Raw genomic sequence first — 23,295 nt, forward strand, 5'->3', positions numbered from 1 at the left:
GGTGCCGAGCCGAGCGACGCTGGACCGGTCAGTCCGCCTGTTCAAGGCCTTCCGCGACGAGCAGACCGACCGGGACGCCTTCTACCGGCTGCTGGCCGCCGATTCCGCCGGGCAGCTCGCCGGGTTCACGCCCCTCTCGGGCCGCAGCCTGCTCGACGTCGGCGGTGGCCCCGGCTACTTCGCCGACGCGTTCCGCGCGGCGGGCGCCCACTACGTCGGCCTCGACCCGGACGTCGGCGAGCTGTCGGCCCGCGGCGCGCACTCCGAGGGCATGATCCGGGCCAGCGGCACACGACTGCCCGTTCGAACGTCCTCTGTGGACATCTGCTACTCGTCGAACGTGCTGGAGCACGTGGACGAACCCCGCGCGATGCTCGACGAGATGGTGCGCGTGACGAAGCCCGGCGGGACGGTGTTCCTGTCGTTCACGCCGTGGTACTCCCCGTGGGGCGGCCACGAAACCTCGCCGTGGCACTACCTCGGCGGCCACCGCGCCCGCCGCAGGTTCCTGGCCCGCAACGGCCGCGAGCCCAAGAACCGGTACGGCGAGAGCCTCTTCGCGGTGTCCGTCGGCTCGGCGCTGCGCTGGGCGCGCACCCACCCGGACGCGCGCCTGGAACGCGCACTCCCCCGGTACCACCCGTGGTGGGCGACCTGGGTCGTGCGCGTTCCCGTGGTCCGCGAGGTCGTGTCCTGGAACCTCGTCCTGGTGCTGCGGAAGAACGCCTAGTGCCGTGACCGGCGGCCGACGAGCGTCAGCGCGGCGGCGGCGGCCAGCAGGACGCCTCCCGCGATCCACAGGACCACCGGAAGACCGGTCAGCAGCCACAACCGCGACTTGTTCGCCTCGGCCGCCCGCACGTTGGCGTCGACCGTCTTCTGGTTCAGCTCCAGCGTTCCGTCGAACACGGTGGTGCCGCGACCCGCGCCCTGGTCCGGACCGCGCAGCTCCTGCTTCACCGACTGGCGCACCTTGATCAGCGCGCCGGTGTCCGGCTCGATCCACATCGTCTTGTCCACCTGGTAGTGCAGCCGGACCGCGACCGTCGCGTCGGGCTTGCCGACCAGCGAGCCCGGCACCTGCCTGCCGTCGATGTCGGTGGGCGGTACCGACACCGTGAACCGGTACACCGGCAGGCCCTGCACCTGGTCCTCGCCGTCGAACGTGGCGTCGACCTGCTTGCCGACCCCCGTGTCGTACCAGGGGTAGGTCCGCTTCTCGGTCTGGAACGGGAACTTGAAGTTCAGACCGGGGAACTGCGGCTGGCCGCGGGTGCCTGGCACCTTCGTGTCCTTGCCCGCCTCCTTGGTCTTCTGGACGTACTGCGTGGTGCAGGGCGCGACGGCCTCCGCGGAGTACCGGTCCAGGCAGAGTTCGCGCACGCTCGCGCTGAGCGTGAGCCCGTCCCGGTCCTCGGTGATGCGGGTGGCCTCCACCCACGAGGTCACCCGGCTGTCCGCCTTGACCTCCGGTGCCCGCATGTCTCCGGAGACGAACGTGCTCGACGTGAGGCTGAGGTTCCGGCGGATCTCCGGCTGCGTCGGGGCCCCGTTCTTCTCCACGTAGACGAGCGCGGTGATGCCGCTGCCCTGGGCCACCGCGGACGTCTTGGGGTCGTGCGGGATCTTGGCGAGCGCCGGATAGGCGTAGAACCGCAGCAACAGCCCGGTCGCGATCGCGAACACGCCGAGTCCGAGCAAGACTAAGGTCACAACGCGTCGCAAAGGTCCTCCTCAGGAGCGGGGCCACCGACGCGGCCCGCGGTTGTACTGTCGAGCAGCCCGGACACCGCGGAGACGAACATCCGCCCGCTGGTGGTCCAGTCGAAACGGGCGGCCCACGCCCGGCACGCGTCGGCCACGGCCTCGGCGTCGTCGGGCCGCGCCAGCAGCGAGAGCGCGTCGTGGACGGCACCGCCGACGTCCCCGCCCTCCGGCACCAGCCAGCCGGTCTCGTCGTGCCGCACCGAGTCCCGCAGGCCGTCGACCTCGCGGCACACGGTCGGGACGCCGTGCGCGGCGGCCTCGACCACCGCCAGTCCCCAGCCCTCGCCGTCCGACAGGGTGACGTTCAGCCAGGACTCCCGCAGCAGGGCGCTCTTCGTCGAGTCGTCGACGTAGCCGTGCACCACGACGGCGTCCCCGAACGGCTCGGCGGCCCGGCGCAGCGCGGCCTCCTCCGGCCCCCGGCCGATCACGTGCAGGCGCAGTCCGGGCCAGCGTCCGCGCAGCGCGCCGACGATCCCGATCAGCCGGTCGACCCGCTTGTGCGCGACGAGCCTGCCCAGGCACACCAGCGACGGCTGTTCGGAGCGCGTGCCGTCCACGGGCGGCGGCCGGTCGAGGCCGTTGGGCACCACGAAGATCCGGCCGCGCCAGGCGAGGCGCTCGCGCATCGCCCGCACGGTCGACCGCGACACCGCGACCGTGACCGCGCGGCGGTAGACCCGGCGCGCGGCCGGACCCTCCAGCCAGCACCCGATCCTGGCCAGCCACGGCGGGAAGTGCACGGCGAACTGGGCGTCGTGCACGTGGTGCACCACCAGCACGACCTTCGTCCACCTGGCGACCACCAGGGGGCTGAAGAAGGGGATCCCGTTCTGGCAGTCGATCACCAGGTCGACGCTGCTCCGGTTGCGCAGCAACCAGAGCAGCGCCCAGAAGTAGACCGTCCACCGGCCGCCGCGGCGCACGGTCGCACCGTCGCCCCGGTCCTGCCCCTCACCCCTGGCGGTGAGGAAGGTGACCTGCGCGCCCGCCGCGGTCATCGCGTCCGCCATCCGGGCGGCGTACTCCTCGGCGCCACCGGCGAGCGGGTGCCCCCGGTCGCGCCAGTTCACCACTACCACCCGCGCACCGTTGAGCGGTGGTCGCACTCAGGCCACCTCCGCCACGGGTGTCATGACCGGCACGGCGGCGCGGGGCTTCTCCGCGCCGAGGATCGCCCGGATCCTGGCGAGCGCGGCGAAGCTGCGGTAGCCGTCCCGCATCGGGCGGAACGTGGAGCCCGGCACGTCGGTCCAGCTCACCGGCAGCTCGACGATCATCGCGCCGATCCGCTGCGCCCTGGCGAGCAGTTCGACGTCGAAGGCCCACCCCGGCGTGCGCAGCGGCTGGAAGATCGCGTCGGCGGTGCACCGGTCGAAGAACTTGTAGCCGCACTGGGTATCGCCGACGCCCGGCACGATCGAGCCCGCCGCGTGGCGGAAGGCCCACGCGCCCGCCTGGCGGATCTGGGTGTGCCTCGCCCGCACGATCGAGTTCGGGTGCGCCCGCGACCCGACGACCACGTTCACGCCGGTGCGCAGGAACCGCAGCGTCGGCACCAGCGCCGCCATGTCGGTCGCCAGGTCCGCGTCGCAGAAGCCGACGTAGCGGCTGTCGGTCCGCAGCACCCCGGTCCGGACCGCGGCGCCCTTCCCCGGCTGGTCGCACCGGATCAGCCGCACCGGGACCGGTCCGGACCGGTGCCCGCGGGCGACCTCGCCGCTGCGGTCGGTGCTGGTGTTGTCGACCACGACGACCTCGCACGGCTCGCGGGTGGCGGCGAGCGCCGTCGTGAGCGCGGCCAGCGTGGTCGACAGGCGCGACTCCTCGTTGCGCACGGGCACGACGACGGAAAGCAGGGTCATGGGTTCGCCGCCGGTGTTCCGGGCGTGCAGAACCCAGCACGGTGTCGCAAGAGTCCTCCCATGACGTGACGCAGGTCTCAGGGCGGCGAAAGTTACCCAACGGTAGTTCCCCGGAAATAAAAGGTCAGTGTGATATACGTCACATCGCTTGTCCAAGCAACGCCCGCCTTCGAACTTTGTGCCGTTCAGAGCCCGAATTTGCGCTGGACGGGCTAATCAGCATGGCGATGACCAGACGGCGATCGATCTACTGAACAAAGATCCGGTGAAAGCCACCCGTTCGCTGGACAAGAGCATCGCCAGCAGACGAAGAACGCAGGTCACATCATCTGAATGGATCTACCACTAGGACGAACACCCTGGTCAGGCGCTCGCGATACCACACGTCCGCGCGATTGACGGCGATCCACCAGGCGTCGATCGCATATCGGTTCGCCCGAGAACGGCCCACATTCAAATAGGTAACGGATCGATCCCGTTCCGTAATAAAACCTAGATAGCGCGTTGTTTCAAGACCAATCCGATACTGCCCTTACTCGTAATCATGCCGTTCCCAGAGCCTCGACCTGCCGCGTGACATGGGCAAACACGCTTTTTCAGCCAGGTCGCACCCGCCTGACACGTCGACATCTCCGCAGGTCAGCGTCATGACGAGCAGTTCGGGCGATCGGGCGCCCTCCGGGAATGCCAAAGGTGACCACCCGGTCTATTCGACGCCATCAGTCCCGTCCACCAAAACCGGATCCGGCGGATGTCCGGACGGAATATCCAACCCTGACCGCCACGTCCCGCGATTCTTGCGCGACGACTCGCTGACGGCCCGCGCACCCGACCACCGGCCTCATCCGCGGTGCCAGGGGTCGGCGGTGGGACCGCCGTGGGGCAGCCGGAGACCGGGGAGCCGGATCGTGACGAGGAGACCGCCGGTGGGGCGGGCCGCCAGGGTGAGGGTGCCGTCGTGGGCGCGGACGACGCTGTGCACGATGGCCAGCCCGAGGCCGACGCCCCCGTGCTCGTCGGTGCGCGCGCGCTCCGCCCCGCGCTGGAACGGTTCGGTGAGGGTCGGCACCAGGTCCGGTGCGAGCGGGAGGCCGGTGTTCTCGACCCGCACCACGCTCGCGCCGTGCCGCGACTCGGTGTGGACCACGACGGTGCCGCCCTCGGGGAGGTTGTGGACGACGGCGTTCTGGACGAGGTTCGTCATCATCCGCAGCACCAGCGCCGCCGAGCCCGCGGTCCGCGTCGTCCCGCCGGTGACCTCCAGGGTGATCCCGCGCCGTTCGGCGAGCGGGAGCAGCGTCTCGGCGACCTCCTCCGCGATCAGGGAGAGGTCGACGGGTTCGCGGGTGAACCCGCCGCGGTCGGCGCGGCTGAGCAGCAGGAGGGCCTCGGTGAGGTCGATCGCCCGCGTGGTGACGGTGTGCAGGCGCTCGACGAGTTCCGCCCGGTCCACCTCGGGGTCGCCGCGGGCGACGTCGAGGAGCGCCTTCGAGATCGCCAGCGGGGTGCGCAGCTCGTGGGACGCGTTGGCCGCGAACCTCCGCTGTTCGGCCACGTGGGCTTCGAGGCGCGCGAGCATGGCGTCGAAGGCGTCGGCGAGTTCGCGGAACTCGTCACCCGGGCCGGGCAGCCGGATCCGGTGGGAGAGCGACCCGGTCCCGGCCAGGCGGGCGGCCTCGGTGACGCGGGTCAGGGGGGCGAGCATCCGTCCCGCGAGGACCCACCCTCCCACGAGGCCGAACACGAGCAGGGCCGCCATGGCGAAGGCCAGGAACGGCAGGAAGGCGCGGACGATCGAGGTGCGGTTGATCATGAAACTGCCGGTGGAGTAGATCGCGTCGGCGGGCAGGCCGCCGAAGTAGAAGACGCCCGCGACGGCGAGCAGCAGGGTGACCGCGAGCATGAGGAACCCGGCGTAGCTGAGGGTCAGCTTGAGGCGGACGCTCAGACCGGGTTCCCTATCCACCGCCCGCTCCCCCGCGCCCGGTGTCGATGCGGTAGCCGACGCCGGTCACGGTCGCGATGATCCAGGGTTCGCCGAGGCGCTTGCGCAGCGCCGAGACGGTGATGCGCACGGCGTTGGTGAACGGGTCGGCGTTCTCGTCCCAGGCCCGCTCCAGCAGTTCCTCGGCGCTGACGACACCGCCCTCGGCGGCGACGAGGACTTCGAGGACGGCGAACTGCTTGCGGGTGAGCGCGACGTACTGGCCGTCGCGGTAGACCTCGCGGCGGAACGGGTCGACCCGCAGGCCCGCGATCTCCCGCACGGGTGGCCTGCTGTGGCCGCGCCTGCGGTCGAGGGCCCTCAGCCTGAGCACGAGTTCGCGGAGGTCGAAGGGCTTGGTGAGGTAGTCGTCGGCACCGAGTTCGAACCCGGACGCCTTGTCGTCGATCCGGTCGGCGGCGGTGAGCATGAGGATCGGGATGCCGCTGCCGGACGCGACGATGCGCCGGGCGACCTCGTCGCCGGAGGGGCCGGGGATGTCGCGGTCGAGGACCGCGAGGTCGTAGGAGTTGACGCTGAGCAGCGCCAGGGCGGCCTCGCCGTCGCCCGCGACGTCGGCGGCCATCGCCTCCAGCCGAAGACCGTCACGGACGGCTTCGGCCAGGTAGGGCTCGTCCTCCACGATCAGCACCCGCACGGGCGGATCCTAGGGAGGGCGGCGTATCGCGCGCATATGCGAGCCGGGTCGGGGGTCGTGGACCGGTCCGGGCCCGCGAACCGGGTCGACGCGCCGCCCGCCGGTCCGGATGTGCGAACCGGTGAACGGGCCGCCCACCAGCGCGGACGTGCCAACCCGCCAACCACCAGCCCGGACACGCCAACGGGTCACCGCACCACCGGCCGGTCCACGTGCACGAACCAGCCAGACCAGCCAACCCGATCACCGCACCACCGGCCGGTCCAGGTCGTCGAGCTGCCCGCGCACGCGGTCGGCGTCGGCGTCCTTGCCCTGGTCGCGGTAGAGCGCCGCCGCCTCCTCCCAGGCCGCGCGCGCCTGGTCGTGCTGTCCGAGGGCGGCGTGGGCGTGGCCCAGGTGGTCCAGGGTGCCCGCGACGTAGCGGGTGTCGCCGTGGGTGCGGAACAGGGTGAGGGCCTGCTGGTAGTGGTCGACGGCCTGCCGGTGGTCGCCGGTGCGGTGGGCGATGAGCCCGAGGCTGTCCAGGGTTTCCGCCTCCCCCACGGGGTAGTGGTGCCGCCGGTGCAGGGCGAGGGCGGCGCGGCAGTGGTCTCGGGCGGTGTCGTGGTCGCCGAGGCGGGAGGCGCACCAGCCCACCATGTTGAGCGCGTCGGCCTCCCGCACCGGGTGGTCGCCGGAGCGGAAGAGGTCGAGGGCGTGCCGCGCGTGGTCGAGGGCCTTCCGGTCGTCCCCCCGCGCTCCCCACGCGAGGGAGAGCGCCATGTGGGTGTTCGCCAGCTCGTCCGGGTCCTGGTGGCGCGCGGCCAGGTCGAGGGCCCGCTCCATGTGCTCGACGGCCTCGTCGTGCAGCCCCTGCTGGGAGCAGGCGTGGCCGAGGAACCGGTGGGTGCGGCTGAGGACGGCGGGATCGGGCAGGTGGGCGGCGGCGTCCAGCGCCAACCGCCACGAGGTGAGCGCGTCCCGCCCGTACCCCCGCCGGGCGCGGAAGAGGCCGAGCACGCGGGCGAAGTGCCACACGACGGCGTGGCGGCGCAGGGCGACCGCGGCGTGCTGGGTGGCCACGAGGGTGGGGTGCTCGGCCTCCAGCCAGGCCAGCGCGGACGCGGCGTCGGGCAGCGGGTGCGGGTGGACGCCGGGCGCGGGCGGGTCGAGCCGCACGACCTGGCGGTGGGGGTCCAGCAGCCGGTCGGCGGTGCTCGCGGTGTGCAGGTAGAAGTCCACGACCCGTGTCAGGGCGTTCTCCCGCACGTCGGCGGGCAGCTCGTGGGCGGTGGCGGCGGCGTAGTCGCGGACCAGGTCGTGCATCGCGTACCGGCCGCGCGGCCTGCGCCCGATCAGCGACGCCTCCTCCAGCGCCGACAGCGCCGTGCGCGCGCTGGTCGGGGACAACCTGGTCAGGGACACCACGGCGGGCAGGGTCGTGTCGGTGCCGGGGGCGGTGCCGAGCAGTCCGAACACGGTGCGCTGCTGGTCGGTGAGCCGGTGCAGGGACCAGGACAGCACCGCGGGCAGGCTGGTGTGGGGGTCGTCGGAGTCGAGCGCGTCCAGGCCGAACTCGCGCAGTTCGGCGGCGATGTCGTCCACGAGGCCGGGGTGGGTGCGGATGCGGGCGGCGACCAGGCCGAGGGCGAGGGGGAACCCGCCGCACAGACCGACCAGCTCGGTGATCGCCCGGTCCGCGCCGGGCGTGCGCACGCCGCCGAGCGCGGCCGTGAGCAGGGCTCGGGCCTCGGTCTCGGTGAGCACGTCGACGTGGACGGGGTGGGCGCCGTGCCGGGTGAGGAGCACGGGGAGCCGGTGGCGGCTGGTGATCAGGACGGTGCACGAGTCGCCGCCGGGCAGCAGGGGCACGACCTGGTCGGGGGTGGCGGCGTTGTCCAGCAGGACCAGCATCCGCCTGCCGGTGGTGTGGGTGCGGAAGAGCGCGGCGCGGGCGTCGAGCCCCGGCGGCTGCTGGTCGCGGTCGACGCCCAGGGCGGCGAGGAAGTCGGCGAGCACGTCGGCGGCGTGCTCGGGCTCGCTGGGGCTGAAGCCGCGCAGGTCGACCGAGAGCTGCCCGTCGGGGAAGCGGTGCAGGTTGCGGTGCGCCCAGGTGAGGGCGAGCCAGGTCTTGCCGATGCCTCCGGTGCCGCCGATCGAGGAGATCACCGCGGTCGCTCCCGCGGGCCGGGGCGAGGTGTGGTCACCAGCGCGGGCCAGGGCGCGGTCGAGTTCGGCCAGCTCGGGCACGCGGCCGGTGAACCGACCCGGTGCGCCCGGCAGCTGGGCGGGCACCACCGGCCGCCCGCCCGTCCCCGCGGCGGCCGTGGACAGGGTGGGATCGGCGGCCAGGATCCGCCGGTGCAGGTCGCGCAGCGCGGCGCCGGGCTCGGTGCCCAGCTCCTCCACGAGCCGCCGCCGCAGCAGGCGGTGGTGCTCCAGGGCGTCGGCGGTGCGCCCGGCCTGGTGGAGGGCGAGCATGTAGTGGCCCGCGACGTGCTCGTCCAGCGGGTGCTCGGCGGCCCGCGCCGCCAGTTCGGCCACCAGGTCGGCGCCGAGGCCCCTGCGCAGCCGGGCGTCGGTCAGGTCGCGCTGCACGGCGAGCCGCTCCAGGCGCAGCCGCTCGCGCTCGGCCTGCACCCACTCGCTGTCCACCCCGGTCAACGCCTGCCCGCGCCACAGCCGCAGCGCGTCCGCCAGCAGCCGCGCGACCTGCTCGTCGTCGGCGTCCGCGTCGGCCGCGGCGCGCAGGGCGCGGAAGCGGTGCACGTCCACCACCCCGGTCGCGTCGGTGATCAGGGCGTAGCCGCCGGACCGGCGCACGAGGGCCACGCCGTCCACGCCCGCCAGCGCCCGCCGCAGCCCGGAGACGTAGGTGTGCAGGGTCGACCGCGCCCGCCGCGGCGCGTCCACGCCCCAGACGCGCGTGACCAGCCGGTCCACCGGCACGGCGCGGTCCGCGTCGACCGCCAGCGCGGCCAGCACGCACCGCTGCCTGGGTGAGCCCAGGTCGACGGCGCGCCCGTCCACCTCCACGCCCACCTCGCCCAGCAGGTGCACCGCCACCGCCATGCCCGCTCCCCTCCGCGCGTGCCCACCACCAGGCATAGCAGGTCGAGGGCTCGGGCCGCGGTCGTTCGAGGTCGGGACGTCAGCGGGCCGACGCCTCCTCGCGCACGCGGTACCGGTAGCGCAGCGGCGACTCGCCGACCTCGCGCTTGAACGCGGTGCTGAAGGCGCTGTCCGAGGAGTAGCCCAGCTCGGCGGCGAGGGAGCCCACGCGGGCGTCGTCGTCGCGGAGGGCGCGCTGGGCCAGCATCATGCGCAGGCGGTTGAGGTAGGCCACCGGGGGCACGCCCGCGACGGTGCGGAAGCGCTCGGCGAACGACGTGCGCGACATCGCCGCGGCACGCGCCAGTTCGTCGAGCCCCCAGTGCCTGCCGGGCTCCGCGTGCATGAGGGCGAGCACCGGGCGCAACCGGTCGTCGGCCAGCGCCCGCAACCACCCCGGCGGCAGCGCGGCCTGGTCGAGGTAGGCCCGCACCACCTCCAGCAGCACGAGCTGGCAGTACTGCCGGATCGCGAACGCCGAGCCGATCCTGTTGCCGCTCACCTCGTCGAACAACCGGTCGAGGCTGGTGCCCAGGGCGGTCGCGGAGGCAGCCGTGCCGCGGACGTGGCCGACCGGCGGGAGCGCCTGGAGCAGCAGCGCCCGACCGGCGTCGTTGATGTCGACCCGGCCGCCGAGGACGATGTCGTCGACGTCGAGGTCGGCGCCGACGAGGGCGGCGCCGGGGTCGATCTCCTCCGGCACGAGCTCGACGGGCGGCCCGTCCCCGGTGCCGCCGCGCAGCTCCACCCACGACCGGCTGTTCAGGACCGCGACGTCACCGGGGGCGAGGTCGATCGGGCGGTCGAGGCCGTCGGTCATCAGCCGCACCCGGCCGGACACCACCGCGAGGAGCTTCAGCGAGTCCCGGATGACGCCGCGCGACACCCACGGGCCCCGCACGGCGAACCCGCCGGACAGCAGGCCGCGGACCTCGATGAGGTCGAACACCTCCGACAGCTGGTCCCCGCTCATGTTCGTACTTTCGCGCAGGAAAAGCGGACTGGCAACCATTCGGAGTACGGACCGACCGGCGCAGAGTGGGAGCAGGACGGAGACCCCTCCGCTCCCACGACCCGAAGGAGGCCGGATGGCCGGCGAGAACCCATCGATCCGGATCAACGGAACGGCGGTCGACCCGCCCGACGACCCGCGCACGTCGCTGCTGGACCTGCTGCGCGAGCGGCTCGGCCTGCACGGCACGAAGAAGGGCTGCGACCAGGGCGCGTGCGGGGCCTGCACGGTGCTGGTCGACGGCGCCCGCGTCGTGTCCTGCCTCCTGCTGGCGGCGCAGTGCGCGGGACGGGAGGTCGTCACCGTCGAGGGCCTGGCGCAGGGCGACGAGCCACACCCGCTGCAACGGGCGTTCGTGGAGCACGACGGCCTCCAGTGCGGGTACTGCACACCCGGTCAGATCTGCTCGGCGGTGGGCATGGCGGCCGAGGTGCGGCGCGGCGTGCCGAGCAGCGTCACGCGCGACCTGTCGGCGGACCGGGTCGACCTCACCCACGACGAGCTGCGCGAGCGGATGAGCGGCAACCTGTGCCGGTGCGGGGCGCACAACGGCATCGTCGCCGCCGTCGCCGCGACCTACGCGGGGGGCCGCGCGTGATCCCCTTCACCTACACCCGCGCGGACGACGCCTCGGACGCCGTCCGGTTGAGCGGGACGACGGGCGGCAAGTACCTCGGCGGCGGCACCAACCTCGTCGACCTCCTGCGGGAGACGGTCGAACGACCACCCGCGCTGATCGACGTGACGGGGTTGTCCTCGACCGTGCGGCGGCGGCCCGGCGGTGGGCTCCTGATCGGTGCGGCGGTGCGGAACACCGCGCTGGCCGAGCACCGCGACGTCCGCACCCGCTACCCCGTCCTGGCCCGCGCGGTCCTCTCGGGCGCGTCGGCGCAGATCCGCAACACCGCGACCGTCGGCGGCAACGTCCTCCAGCGGACGCGGTGCGCCTACTTCTACGACGTCGCCGGATCGCGCTGCAACAAGCGCGACCCCGGCCGGGGTTGCGACGCGATCGACGGGGTCAACCGCACGCACGCCATCCTCGGCGCGTCGGCCGCGTGCGTGGCCACCCACCCGTCGGACCTGTGCGTGGCGCTCGCCGCGCTGGACGCCGCGGTCCACGTCGAGGGGTCGGCGGGCGAGCGGACGGTCCCGTTGACGGAGCTGCACCGGCTGCCGGGGGCCCACCCGGAGGTCGAGACGGTGCTCGCGCCGGACGAGCTGATCACGGCGGTCGAGCTGCCGCCGCTGCCGGCCGCCGCCCGGTCGACCTACCGCAAGGTGCGCGACCGGTCCAGCTTCGCCTTCGCGCTGGTGTCGGTCGCGGCCGTGCTGGAGGTGCGGGACGGCGTCGTCGAAGGAGTGCGGCTGGCGCTGGGCGGTGTGGCGCCCAAGCCGTGGCGTGCTCGGGGGGCCGAGGAGGCGCTCACCGGCGGGCAGGCGACGACGCGGGCCTTCCGCGCCGCCGCGGAGGCCGAACTGGCGTCCGCGGAGCCACTGCGCGACAACGGGTTCAAGGTGGAACTCGCGATCCGCACGATCACGGCCGTGCTCGACGAGCTGGCAGGGGGAACCGCGTGAACGACAGGGGGACGACGGCGGCCGGGGGCCGGGGGTGGGTCGGCGATCCGGTGCCGCGCCTCGACGGACCGCTCAAGGTGCGCGGTGAGGCGCCGTTCGCGGCCGAGTTCGCCTACGACGGCCTGGTCCACGCCGCCCTGGTCCACAGCACGATCCCGAAGGGGCGCGTCACGGCGCTCGACACGGCCGCCGCGGAGGCCGCGCCGGGGGTCGTGCTGGTGATGACCCACCACAACGCTCCGCGGATGCGGCCGATGCCGCTGTCCGGCACGAGCGAGAAGGCGGGCGGGCCCGACGACCTGCCGGTCATGCAGGACGACCGGGTCCGCTGGAACGGCCAGACGATCGCGGTGGTGCTGGCCGAGACCCCGGAGCAGGCCGACCACGCCGCCTCGCTGGTCGGGGCCGAGTACGACGCGGAGCCCTCGACCACGTCCCTCGCGCGGGCGAAGGCCGACGGCACCCACACGGCGGTGCTGTTCGGCCACGAGCTGCACGTCGAGGTGGGCGACGCGGAAGCCGCGCTGGCGGCGGCGGACGTGGCGGTGGACGCCACCTACCGCACGCCCTACCAGAACCACAACGCGCTCGAACCGCACGCGCTCACGGTGGTGTGGCACGGCGACGACCTGGTGGTGCACGACGCCTCGCAGGTCGTCGTGCACACCGCCTGGACGCTGGCCCACATGTTCGGCATCGAGGAGGAGAGGGTCCACGTCACGGCCCCCTACGTCGGAGGGCACTTCGGCGGGAAGGGGGTGTGGAGCCACCAGCCGCTGGCCGTGGCGGCGGCGAAGCTCGCGGGCAGGCCGGTGCGGCTCGCGCTCTCGCGGAAGAGCGTGTACCGCCTCGTCGGGGGCCGCTCGCTCACCGAGCAGCGGGTGGCGATCGGCGCATCGGCGGACGGCCGCTTCGAGGCGCTCATCCACACCGGGACCTCCGCGCACACCAGGAACGACGCGCTCGTCGAGGCGTTCCCGTTCACCAGCCGGAGCGCCTACGCGACGCGCACCCTGCTGATCGACTGCCAGGGCGCGTACCAGGACATGCTCACCCCCTCCACCATGCGCGCGCCGGGCGAGGCGGTCGGCAGCTTCGCCCTGGAGAGCGCCGTGGACGAGGTGGCGGTCGCCCTCGGCCTCGACCCCGTCGAGCTGCGGATCCGCAACGAGCCCGCCGTGGACCCGACCAGCGGCAGGCCGTTCTCCTCGCGGCACGTCGTCGAGGCCTGGCGGGCGGGTGCCGAGCGGTTCGGCTGGGCGAAGCGCAACCCGGTCCCAGGCGCCGTCCGCGAGGGCGAGTGGCTCGTGGGCACGGGGTGCGCGGCGGCGTCGCACCTCTACGTCCGGCAGCCGGGCGGGCGGGCACGGCTCACGCTCACCGCCGACGGTGCCGCCACGGTGGAGATCGCCGCGCACGACGCGGGCATGGGCACCGCCACCGCGCAGACCCAGGTCGCCGCCGAGAGCCTGGCGCTGCCGCCGGACCGGGTGACGATCCGGTTCGCCGACTCGACGCTGCCCGGACTGGTGGCCGCGCTCGGGTCGAGCCAGACGGTCACCGTCGCGGCGACCGTGCTCGCGGCCCGGCGCGCGCTCGTGGCCGAGCTGCTCACACTGGTGGGGACGGGTTCGCCGCTGGCGGGTCTCACGCCGGACGAGGTCGGCCCGCACGACGCGGGCCTCGCGAGGCTCGGCGATCCGGGACGGCACGAGAGCTACGCGTCCATCCTCGCCGCGGCAGGCCGCGCCGACGTCGTCGTCGAGGCGAGCGCCCCTCCGCCGACGGAGATGGCCGAGTGGTCGATGCACTCCTACGGCGCCATGTTCTGCGAGGTGCGCGTCAGCGCCGTCACCGGCGAGGCGCGGGTGAGCCGCTTCCTCGGCTCGCTCGACTGCGGGCGCGTCGTCAACCCCACGACGGCGGGCGGCCAGTTCCGCGGCGGCATCATCATGGGCATGGGGCTCGCGCTGACCGAGCAGACGCTGGTCGACGAGCGCAACGGCCGCATCATGAACCCCGGCCTCGGCGAGTACCACATCCCGGTGCACCTGGACGTGCCGGAGATCGACGTCATCTGGACCGGCGTCCCGGACCCCCGCTCGCCGCTGGGCGCGCGCGGCATCGGTGAACTCACCATCACCGGCACGGGCGCGGCCATCGCGAACGCGATCCACAACGCGACGGGCAAGCGGGTCCGCGAACTGCCGATCACCCCGGACAAGCTGTTGTGACCGCGGGGCACGTCCAATCGGCGTCCACTGTGGACAATTGGGTCACGGGGCCGGGCACCGGTGTCGCCGCTCCGGACGAGGTCGACGTCGTACCGTTGCCCATGAGGACGTGGCGGGAGTGGTCGTCCCCAGGCAGGTGCAGGCACGCCACGATGCCTTCGAGGTGCGCCGCCTCACCCTCGGCCTGCTCACCGAGTGCGTGGCGTCCAGGCGGCTGAGCGAGCCCGGCAGGGCGGCGGCGATGGTCTCCCGGCCCGTGATCGGGGTGTCCCACCGACCGCCGCATACCACTGCTCGACACCTGTCCAACAGCGCTAGACCCGTCGACCGAGGCCCGTGTCCGAAGTGGACCCGTGCTGCGAGCGGGCCGGAAGGACGCCGGCCCGCCGCACACCCACGGCCGGGAGGACGAGAGCCGGGTGGTCCTCTCCGGTCGTGTCCGGTGCCGAATCGGGTCGACCGCTCGCGCCGAGTGCGAGGTGCGCGACGGAGGAGGGCGTGAACCACCTGACGGACGACCGGGCCTCCGGCGCGTCCGCGCAGCGCGGGCGCCGGTCAGTCGAGGCAGAACTCGTTGCCCTCGACGTCCTGCATCACGATGCACGACTCGTCGACACCGTCGGCGGCCAGCAGCCGCACGCGCACCGCACCGAGCGCGACCAGCCGAGCGCACTCGGCCTCCAGGGTGGCGAGGCGCTCCGCGCCGACGAGTCCGGCACCGGCCCGCACGTCGAGGTGCACCCGGTTCTTGACGACCTTGCCCTCGGGAACGCGCTGGAAGAACAGCCGAGGACCCGCGCCCGTCGGGTCGACGCAGGCGTACGCCGCACCCCGGCGCTCAGGAGGCAGCCCCAGGTCGAACTCGGCCCAGGACGCGAACCCCTCCGGGGGCGGCGGCACGACGTACCCCAGCACCTCGCACCAGAACCGGGCGACGCGCTCGGGCTCCGCGCAGTCGAAGGTGACCTGGACCTGCTTGACCGACCCCATGGGAGCACCCTAACGGGACGGGCCGCGCGGCGAGACCCGAATTCGGCCGCGGGCGGGAACCCCGCGGTGGTGGCACCCGGCTGAACGGGCCGTCGGCGGCGGGCACCGCGCGCGGCTCGCGCACGGCCTCGACAACGGACGGACCCGCAGGTCGGCGAAGTCCCACAGGCCAGCGGAGTCCCATCAGCCGACGAAGTCCCACCAGCCAGCGAAGTCCCACCAGCCGACCAAGTCCCACCAGCCAGCGAAGTCCCGCCAGCCGACCAAGTCCCACCAGCCGGCGGGGCAGCGCGAGGACACTGCCCCCCGTTCTCCTACCAGGGCAGGAGTTCGCCCTCCTCCTGGAGGGTTCCCGTCGGACCGTCCACACCGAGGGTCGCCAGGCGCACGACGGCCCTGGCGCTCTCCTCCGCGGGCCGTCCGATGCCGAACGCGGCGGTCATGTCGGTGGCCGTGGTGCCGGGCTCCAGCGCGTTGAACTTGATGCCGGGCTGGGACTTGGCGTACTGGACCGTGAGCATGGTGGCCGCCGCCTTGGACGCGGAGTAGAGCGCGAGCGGCATCCCGAACTCCGGCCGGTCGGGGTTGGTCACCGCCCAGAACGACCCGAGGCTGCTCGACACCGTGACCACGGTGGGGTTCGAGGACTTGCGCAGCAACGGGAGCGCCGCCTCCGTGACGCGCACGATCCCCACCGCGTTGGTGTCGAAGACCCGCAGCGCCGCCGGACCGGTCGGGGGCTCGTTCCCGAGGACGCCCGCGTTGTGCACCAGGACGTCGAGCAGGCCCTCGTCCGCACCGATCGTCGCCAGCGCGGCGCTCACCGAGTCGTCGTCGGTCACGTCGAGCCGCACGAACCGCGCGCCCAGCTCCGCGGCGGCCTTCTCCCCCCGCTCGACGTCACGCGCTCCGACGTAGACGGTGTGCCCCAGCTCCACGAGCTGTTTGGCGGTCTCGAAACCGATGCCCTTGTTGGCCCCGGTGATCAGTGTGACGGTCATGCCCATCCTCTCGAAAACCCGTGCTCGAACCGTTCTCCGCGCGGGCGGTCGACGTCGAACAACAGTTCTGTAGTGATCGATGCAGAACTCGACCGTAGCACGTTCCGCATCGATCACTGCGGAAGTGGCGGACGCCCGCCGGGGATCAGGCCGGCGGCCAGGCGCGCAGGGCGGCGTCGGCCAGGTCCTGGAGTTCGTCGCGGCCGACACCGCCTGCCGCCTGCACGGCGATGCCGTAGGCCAGGGAGGTCACGTAGCGGGCGAGCAGCGCCGGATCTGCGCCCGGCGGCAGGTCTCCGTCGTCGACGGCGCGCTCGAACCGCTCCCGGACGCTGGAGTAGCCGCTGTCGCGCCACTCGACGAGCAGGTCGTGGGCTCCCCGGCCGGACTCGCCGGTGGCCAGTGCCCCCTGGACGCCCAGGCACCCGTTGGGGCCCGTCGGACTGGTGGTGGTCCGCACGACGCCCGCGAGGACCGCCGTGGCGACGCCCAGCGCGGTCGGCTCGTCCAGCGCCCGGACCAGGTACGCGCTCGGGCCCTCGGTGTAGCGCTCCAGCGCCTTGCGGAACAGTTCGTCCTTGTTGCCGAAGGCCGCGTACATGCTCGTGGTGGAGATGCCCATCGCCTCGGTGAGGATGGCCAGGCTGGCCCCCTCGTAGCCGTGCTCCCAGAACACCAGCACCGCGCGTTCGAGGGCCTCGTCGGGGTCGAACCCCCGCGGGCGGCCGGTCGGACGGGGCTTCCTGGTCTCCACCTCGGCAGCCTACTCGTTCCGCACCGATCGATGCGGAACGACGGGTCGGGCCCCGGACTGCACCGGGACCAGCAGGTGGTCGAGGCACAGGTCCAGCGCGGCCTCCAGGTGGTCCGCGGAGCCGGTGGAGAGCAGGACGCTGACACCGCCCTGGACCGCGGTGACCACGGCCGCGGCCGTGCGGTCGGCGTCGAGCGCCGGGTTCGCCTCACCGGCCGCCTGCGTGGCCTCGATGCCGAGCCGGACGGCGTCCTGCCACCGCCGGACGAGCTGCGTCGTGACGGCCCGCGCCGCCGGGCTGTACCGGCCGACGTCGGCGATCAGCACCCCGAGCGGGCAGTGCGGCCCCTGGCGGCGGCAGGTCGCGACGACGGCGTCGCGCCACCGCTCCCACGCCGCGCGCGAGGCGAGCTGACCCAGGTAGGGCTGCTGGTCGTCGAAGACGTGCCGGGCTTCGAGCTCGGTGACCGCGAGCAGGAGCTGTTCCCGCCCCTCCGGGAAGTAGTGGAACAGCTGGCTCTTGCCGGTGCCGCTGCGGCGGCACACGTCGTCGAGCGTGGTGGCGAGCGTGCCGCGCTCCCGGATCTCGGCCGCCGCGGCCTCGACGATGCGCTGACGGGTGGCGGCGCCCTTCGCGGTGGTCACGACCAGGATTGTACTTGCGGGTACATTTTGCCGACCCTACGTTCGCCGCATGAGAGCGATCGTGATCGACGAACCGGGTGGACCCGACGTGCTGCGGCCGCGCGAGCGCCCCGCACCCCGTCCGGGTCCGGGAGAGGTCCTGGTGGACGTCCGCGTGGCGGGCGTCAACTTCTTCGACACCGCCATCCGCCGGGACGGCCTGGCCGAAGTTCCGGGAGCGGAGGGCTCCGGTGTCGTGGCGGAGACCGGCGACGGCGTGCACGGGTTCGCGGTGGGCCAGCGGGTGGCGTGGATGAACACCACCGGCCACGGCGGCTACGCCGAGCAGGCGGTGCTCCCCGAGGACCGCGTCGTCGCGGTGCCCGACGCCGTGGACGACGAGACCGCCGCGGCCCTGGTGCTCCAGGGCCTGACCGCGCACCACTTCACCACCGTCTCGCACCCGGTGCGGCCGGGCGACGTGACGCTCGTGCACGCCGCCGCGGGCGGGGTCGGGATGCTGCTCACCCAGCTCGTCAAGGCCCGTGGTGGCACCGTGATCGGTCTGGTGTCGCGGCCGGAGAAGGTCGAGGTCGCCACCGCCGCGGGCGCCGACCACGTCCTGGTGTCCACCGGTGGCGCGTTCGTCGAACCGGTCGGGGAGATCACCGGCGGCGCGGGCGTGCACGCGGTGTTCGACGGCGCGGGCGCGACCACGTTCGACGCGTCGCTGGAGGTGTTGCGCACGCACGGGACGCTGGTGTTCTACGGGCCGCTGATCGGCGAGGTGCCGACCATCAGGGTGAACCGGCTACCCCGCAGCGTCCGGCTCACCTACCCCACCACCGACGACCACGTCCGCTCCCCCGGCTCGTTCGCGGCGTTCGCGACCGAGCTGTTCACGCTCGTCGAGAAGGGCGAACTGGTCGTCCGGATCGGAGGCCGCTACCCGCTGGCCGACGCGGCCCGCGCCCACACCGACATCGAATCGCGCGCCACCACCGGGAAACTGCTGCTGTTCCCCTGACCTTCGCGCCCGTTCCCCGACCAGCACCTCCTTCCCCACCACACGCCCCGGCGTCGATCAGTAGGCTGGCGCGTGGTGAGAGGAGTGCGATGAGCTATTCCACCCCCTTCCGACGCGAGGACGACGTCGTCCGCCAGAAGCGCGAGACCGACTCCTCGCTCGTCGACAGGGCGCGGAAGGCGGCGGAGCAGCTCCCCGCTCCACGGCCCGAGGACGACACCGTCGTCGCGGAGCGGCGACGCCACGACGAGAAGACCTCCGCCGCGCCACCCGTGCTCGAACTCCTGCTGTACCACGAGGAGGAGCGGGCGGCGGCGCGCGCCGCGGGCGACCAGCGGCTCGCGGCCAAGGCGCTGGTCGGGGTCGTCGGCGACCTCGACGTGCTGCTGGACGGTGCGGAGGAGCACCTGCGCCGGTCCGGCCGGGGCAGGTCGCGGCAGCGCGTGCGCGACGCCGTGCCCCGGCTCGTGGCGATCTCCGCGATCTCCGCGCTGCCCTTCGAGGCGGTGGGCGAGTTCCTCGGTCTGCCGCCCGACCGCGTCAGCGCGGTCGTGGACGCGTTGGCCGGGCACGGCGGGCTCACCCCGGCCCAGCGGCTGCGGGCGCTGGAGCAGATCACCTGGCTGCGCCAGCGGTTGCGGCAGGTGCTGGCCACCGAGGACCAGTCGCTGCTCGACCGGCTGGTGGCCTTCGTGTCCAGGTTCGTCCTGCTCGGGGCCGTCGCGCTCGCCTCGGCGGCGTCGGGCGCGTTCGCCGTGGGCGAGTCGGCGCTCAAGGAGGCCGTCAAGACGGGGGTCGTGGTGCTCGTCGCCGCCGCGCTCCAGGTGGGCGCCGACCACGTGCTGGCCGGTCGCACCGGGAGCGGGAAGCGCGCGGCCGCGGGGGAGGCGCACGCCGCGCTGCTCGCGGAGCTGTCCACCGCGAGCAGGTTGTGGGAGCCACCGGCCTACGACGGGGAGGCCGTCGTCGTGCGGACGCGGCTGGCGGTGCGCGCGTGCGCCGTGCGGGTCGCGTCGATCCCCCTGGAGTGGCCGGACAAGTGGTTCTACTGGGACCTGCTCGACGACCTGGCCGCGGCGCTGGAGGAGGACGCACCGGACGGCCTCCTGGTCGTGGCGCGGAGGATCACCGCGCTGAGCCCGCCCGCGTGAGCCCGCACCGGCGTGGCGCGGGGTGCGTTCGCCGATGATCACCTGCATCATCTGGGTATGCGCAGTTCACTGTTCAACCACGCCGAGCGGGCCGTCGAGCCCGGTAGTTTCCAGTTGCAGAACGACCGCATGCTGAAGGTGGACCTCACCGGCAGCGGCGGGTTCTTCTTCGCCAAGCAGGGGTCGATGGTGGCCTACCAGGGCGACGTCGACTTCGCCTACGAGGGCAGCGGCGGTCTCGGGAAGCTGTTCAAGAAGGCCTTCACGGGTGAGGGCATGTCGTTGATGAAGGTGTCGGGCAGCGGGGACGTGTTCCTCGCCCAGGACGCCGACGAGGTGTTCGTGCTCTACCTGGAGGACGAGGGCGTCACGGTCAACGGCAAGAACGTGCTCGCGTTCGACAGCTCGCTCACGTGGGACATCAACCGCACCGAGGGCGCGTCGATGCTCAGCGGCGGCCTGTTCAACACGACGTTCAAGGGCACGGGGGCGCTCGCCGTCACCGCCTACGGGACGCCGGTCGTGCTGAACGTGGACGTGCCGACGTTCGTCGACATGCAGTCCGCCGTCCTGTGGTCCACCTCGCTCCAGTCCTCGATCCGCAAGACGGCGAAGCTCGGTGCCGTCATCGGCCGCGGCTCGGGTGAGGCGTACCAGCTCGCGCTGTCGGGCCAGGGCATCGTCGTCGTGCAGGCGTCCGAGGGGCACCCGCAGCCCGCCGCGCAGTGACGGCCACGGCCACCGGCGGCGTCGAGCGCCGCCGGTGGCCGTCGCGTGGAGCGGGCCGCACCGGGCTGTCCATCCGGGCCGGAACCGCGAGGTCGGGTGCGTCGGTCGTGCAGGACCTCCAGTCGGTGATCACCGTGGTGCTCGGGGCGCGGCCGCCGGGAGGCTCGCGTCAAGGCGACCTGCGGGACCGGGGTGGGGGCCGGGGGGTCTCACGGGCTCGGTGGAGCGCCCCGCTCGGGCAGCCTGGAGCGAGCCGACCGAGACGCGGGAGAGACCACGATGTCCACGATCCACTTCGTCGAGAAGACCACCGCGACGCCCGAGCAGGTACTCGCCGCGCTCACCGACTTCGGACCCGGCCGCGCGCTGCTGTTCGGCAACAGCGCCGACGAGTACCTGGAGGTCCACGACAGGGGCTCCGACTGGGCCGACGTGACCGAGGGCGCGGGCGGGATCTGGGAACGCCTGCGCTACGACTGGTCGGACCCGCGCAGGGTCGTCATGACGACCACCGACTCGAACACCTGGGGCGGGCGGTCGGGCCACACGTACACGCTGACGCCGCAGCCGGACGGCACGACCGTGCTGGACGTCGTGGTGGTGCGCGAGGGCCGCAACCTCAAGGGCCGCGTGACCGGCTTCCTGCTCGGGTCGGTGGGCAGGGGTGTGCTGGGCAAGGCGCTGAAGAACACCGTCGAGGCCATCGAGGCCCGCAGCGGCGCCGTGGCCGGGTGAGCGGGCTCGCGCCTCGGCCGAGGCGCTCCCGCGCGGTTCCACGAGGTGGTCGTCGGGCGGGAGGAGCGCGGCACGGCGTCCGGTCGCGCCGTGGTCGGTCCACTTCGGACGCGCCCCTACCCACGGCCGCGGCGTTCAAACGCGGTGACCGGTCCGAAGGCGACCCCGGCTCGGCCGTTTCGGACGCCGTGTCGCGGGAAAACCCCGGCGATCGGGCTGAGGAGGACACATGCGGTTGTCGACGGGACGCGGTACGCGGAAGTGCGGGGCGGCGTGATGGCCCGCACGGTGGCGGACGCCGTGGTGGAGCGGTTGCGCACCTGGGAGGTGCCCAGGGTGTTCGGCTACGCCGGGGACGGCATCGACCCGCTGCTGGCCGCGCTGCACCGCGCCGACGGCGACCCGGAGTTCGTGCCGGTCCGGCACGAGGAGATGGCCGCGTTCATGGCGACGGGCCACGCCAAGTACGCGGGCACGCCGGGGGTGTGCGTGGCGACCCAGGGGCCTGGTGCGATCCACCTGCTCAACGGCCTCTACGACGCCAAGCTCGACCGCCGCCCGGTCGTCGCGATCGTCGGCCAGATCGTCTCCAGCGCGCTGGGCACCGGCTACCTCCAGGAGGTGGACCTGCACACGCTGTTCAAGGACGTGTGCGGCCAGTACCTCCAGACCGTGTCCGCGCCCGAGCAGCTGCCGGTGCTGCTGGACAACGCGATGCGCACGGCCATCGCGACCGGCACGCCGACGTGCCTGATCATCCCGCACGACGTGCAGCGCGCCGACGCCGTCGACGACCTGCCGCACAGCCACGGCGTCGTCCCCTCCTCCGCGGTCACCGGCACGCCGAGGCTGCTGCCGAACGAGGACGACCTGCGGCGGGCGGCCGACGTCCTGGGCAGGGGCCGCAGGGTGGCCGTGCTCGCGGGTCGCGGCGCGGCCGGGGCCGTCGCCGAGGTCGAGCGGCTCGTGGACGTGCTGGGCGCCGGGGTGACCGTGTCCCTGCTCGGGAAACCCGTGCTGTCCGAGCGGGAGCCGTGGCACACCGGCGTCATGGGCCACCTGGGCACGACCGCCAGCGCGGAACTGCTGTCCGGGTGCGACACGCTGCTGATCCTCGGGTGCAACGACCCGTGGACCGAGTTCTACCCGGAGCCGGGGCGGGCGCGGGCCGTGCAGATCGACGTCGAGGCCCGCGTGGTCGGCAGCAAGTACCCGGTGGAGGTGGCGCTGGTCGGCGACGCGGGCGAGACGCTGCGCGCACTGCTGCCGCTGCTGCCGCGCAACCCCGACCGGGCGTGGCTCGACCGGGTGGAGGGCAGCGTGCGGCGGTGGCGGGCGCTGGCCGAGCAGCGGGCGCTGGAGCCCGCGACGCCGCTCAACCCGGAGCGGGTCGTGCGCGAGCTGTCCGACCACCTGCCCGCCGACGTCCAGGTGGCCGTCGACGTCGGGTCGTCGACGTACTGGTACGCCCGCCACCTCGCCCTGCCCCCCGGCGTGCCCGCGCACACGTCGAGCTACCTGGCGTCGATGGGCTGCGCGCTGCCCTACGGGCTGGCGGCGAAGCTGCACGCCCCGGACCGGCCGGTGGTCGCGCTGGCCGGTGACGGAGCGATGCAGATGAACGGCCTGCTGGAGCTGATCACCGTGGCGGACCGGTGGCGCTCGTGGAGCGATCCTCGGTTCGTCGTGCTGGTGCTGCACAACGGCGACCTGAACGAGGTCAGCTGGGAGCAGCGGGAGATGGAGGGCGACCCGCGCTTCCCGACGTCGCAGCGGGTGCCCGACTTCCCCTACGCGCGCTACGCGGACCTGCTGGGGCTGCGCGGGATCCGGGTCGACTCCCCGGACGCGGTGGCCGAGGCGTGGCGGGAGGCGTTCGCGGCCGACCGGCCGGTGGTCGTGGAGGCGGTCGTCGACCCGGCGGTGCCCCTGCTGCCCCCGCACCTGCCCGACGAGAAGGCCGAGATGGTGCACCGGGGGTTGGCGCAGGAGCCCGACGGTGACGCCGCGCGGCGGAACGTGGAGCGGCAGCGCGAGGCGGACGCGGACGACAGGTGACCCGTGTGCGCGGGTGGATCGGGGGACGCCGCGCG

The 23,295-nt window shown here is 73.4% G+C and carries 20 protein-coding genes; 9 read left to right on the plus strand and 11 right to left on the minus strand.

Annotated elements, in window-relative coordinates; genetic code table 11:
* Position 1: 1 nt before the first annotated feature.
* Complete coding sequence (locus VFZ92_RS12860) at positions 2-730, plus strand: class I SAM-dependent methyltransferase (protein ID WP_330876107.1); 729 nt, start codon at positions 2-4, stop codon at positions 728-730.
* Here the strand turns inward: VFZ92_RS12860 and VFZ92_RS12865 are convergent.
* The 7 genes from VFZ92_RS12865 to VFZ92_RS12895 form a co-directional block, all read right to left on the minus strand.
* Positions 727-1,713 carry a DUF3068 domain-containing protein gene (locus VFZ92_RS12865; protein ID WP_330876108.1) on the minus strand — a complete coding sequence of 329 codons (987 nt, stop codon included), beginning with the start codon at positions 1,711-1,713 and terminating at the stop codon, positions 727-729. The two genes, VFZ92_RS12860 and VFZ92_RS12865, sit on opposite strands and share 4 nt — an antisense overlap.
* Entirely contained in the window at positions 1,710-2,876 is a 1,167-nt protein-coding gene (locus tag VFZ92_RS12870; protein WP_330876109.1) for a glycosyltransferase family 4 protein, read from the minus strand. The genes VFZ92_RS12865 and VFZ92_RS12870 overlap by 4 nt, the downstream gene beginning before the upstream one ends.
* Positions 2,877-3,632 carry a glycosyltransferase gene (locus tag VFZ92_RS12875; RefSeq protein ID WP_330876110.1) on the minus strand — a complete coding sequence of 252 codons (756 nt, stop codon included), beginning with the start codon at positions 3,630-3,632 and terminating at the stop codon, positions 2,877-2,879.
* A gap of 841 nt (positions 3,633-4,473) precedes the next feature.
* A complete protein-coding gene (locus VFZ92_RS12880) occupies positions 4,474-5,598 on the minus strand; it encodes a HAMP domain-containing sensor histidine kinase (protein WP_330876111.1) in 1,125 nt (374 codons plus the stop codon).
* The gene (locus tag VFZ92_RS12885; RefSeq protein WP_330876113.1) at positions 5,591-6,274 is read right to left on the minus strand and encodes a response regulator transcription factor; all 684 of its coding nucleotides are present in this window, start codon (positions 6,272-6,274) and stop codon (positions 5,591-5,593) included. The genes VFZ92_RS12880 and VFZ92_RS12885 overlap by 8 nt, the downstream gene beginning before the upstream one ends.
* Positions 6,275-6,517: 243 nt before the next feature.
* Entirely contained in the window at positions 6,518-9,325 is a 2,808-nt protein-coding gene (locus tag VFZ92_RS12890; protein ID WP_330876114.1) for an AfsR/SARP family transcriptional regulator, read from the minus strand.
* A gap of 79 nt (positions 9,326-9,404) precedes the next feature.
* Positions 9,405-10,337, minus strand: coding sequence for an AraC family transcriptional regulator (locus VFZ92_RS12895; RefSeq protein ID WP_330876115.1), 933 nt, complete (start codon positions 10,335-10,337; stop codon positions 9,405-9,407).
* 115 nt (positions 10,338-10,452) lie between these two features.
* Between VFZ92_RS12895 and VFZ92_RS12900 the strand changes: the two genes are divergently transcribed.
* From VFZ92_RS12900 to VFZ92_RS12910, 3 genes are read left to right on the plus strand one after another with little or no spacing between them, the layout of a single operon-like run.
* A complete protein-coding gene (locus VFZ92_RS12900; RefSeq protein ID WP_330876116.1) occupies positions 10,453-10,974 on the plus strand; it encodes a (2Fe-2S)-binding protein in 522 nt (173 codons plus the stop codon).
* Positions 10,971-11,957 (plus strand): xanthine dehydrogenase family protein subunit M, encoded by a 987-nt coding sequence (locus VFZ92_RS12905; protein WP_330876117.1) that lies wholly within the window; start codon positions 10,971-10,973, stop codon positions 11,955-11,957. The genes VFZ92_RS12900 and VFZ92_RS12905 overlap by 4 nt, the downstream gene beginning before the upstream one ends.
* Complete coding sequence (locus VFZ92_RS12910) at positions 11,954-14,191, plus strand: xanthine dehydrogenase family protein molybdopterin-binding subunit (RefSeq protein ID WP_330876118.1); 2,238 nt, start codon at positions 11,954-11,956, stop codon at positions 14,189-14,191. The genes VFZ92_RS12905 and VFZ92_RS12910 overlap by 4 nt, the downstream gene beginning before the upstream one ends.
* A gap of 555 nt (positions 14,192-14,746) precedes the next feature.
* Here the strand turns inward: VFZ92_RS12910 and VFZ92_RS12915 are convergent.
* From VFZ92_RS12915 to VFZ92_RS12930, 4 genes are all read right to left on the minus strand, one after another.
* Positions 14,747-15,181: a VOC family protein gene (locus VFZ92_RS12915; protein WP_330876119.1), complete on the minus strand. Its 435-nt coding sequence runs from the start codon at positions 15,179-15,181 to the stop codon at positions 14,747-14,749.
* Between the two features lie 314 nt (positions 15,182-15,495).
* Positions 15,496-16,182, minus strand: coding sequence for an SDR family NAD(P)-dependent oxidoreductase (locus VFZ92_RS12920; protein WP_330876120.1), 687 nt, complete (start codon positions 16,180-16,182; stop codon positions 15,496-15,498).
* A 145-nt stretch (positions 16,183-16,327) separates the two neighbouring features.
* On the minus strand, positions 16,328-16,936 hold the full coding sequence (locus VFZ92_RS12925) for a TetR/AcrR family transcriptional regulator (protein ID WP_330876121.1): 609 nt from the start codon (positions 16,934-16,936) through the stop codon (positions 16,328-16,330).
* A 9-nt stretch (positions 16,937-16,945) separates the two neighbouring features.
* Complete coding sequence (locus VFZ92_RS12930) at positions 16,946-17,581, minus strand: TetR/AcrR family transcriptional regulator (RefSeq protein WP_330876122.1); 636 nt, start codon at positions 17,579-17,581, stop codon at positions 16,946-16,948.
* A gap of 49 nt (positions 17,582-17,630) precedes the next feature.
* Here VFZ92_RS12930 and VFZ92_RS12935 point away from each other — a divergent pair, with 49 nt between their 5' ends.
* The 5 genes from VFZ92_RS12935 to VFZ92_RS12955 all read left to right on the plus strand — a co-directional run bounded on the left by VFZ92_RS12935 (position 17,631) and on the right by VFZ92_RS12955 (position 23,260).
* Entirely contained in the window at positions 17,631-18,587 is a 957-nt protein-coding gene (locus tag VFZ92_RS12935) for a quinone oxidoreductase (RefSeq protein WP_330876123.1), read from the plus strand.
* An 89-nt stretch (positions 18,588-18,676) separates the two neighbouring features.
* Positions 18,677-19,738 (plus strand): hypothetical protein, encoded by a 1,062-nt coding sequence (locus tag VFZ92_RS12940; protein ID WP_330876124.1) that lies wholly within the window; start codon positions 18,677-18,679, stop codon positions 19,736-19,738.
* 57 nt (positions 19,739-19,795) lie between these two features.
* Entirely contained in the window at positions 19,796-20,467 is a 672-nt protein-coding gene (locus VFZ92_RS12945; protein WP_330876125.1) for an AIM24 family protein, read from the plus strand.
* 279 nt (positions 20,468-20,746) lie between these two features.
* A complete protein-coding gene (locus VFZ92_RS12950) occupies positions 20,747-21,202 on the plus strand; it encodes an SRPBCC family protein (RefSeq protein WP_330876126.1) in 456 nt (151 codons plus the stop codon).
* A gap of 276 nt (positions 21,203-21,478) precedes the next feature.
* Positions 21,479-23,260 carry a thiamine pyrophosphate-requiring protein gene (locus tag VFZ92_RS12955; RefSeq protein ID WP_330876127.1) on the plus strand — a complete coding sequence of 594 codons (1,782 nt, stop codon included), beginning with the start codon at positions 21,479-21,481 and terminating at the stop codon, positions 23,258-23,260.
* The last annotated feature ends 35 nt before the right edge of the window (positions 23,261-23,295 follow it).

Source organism: Umezawaea sp. (assembly GCF_036375055.1).
Lineage (GTDB): Bacteria > Actinomycetota > Actinomycetes > Mycobacteriales > Pseudonocardiaceae > Umezawaea.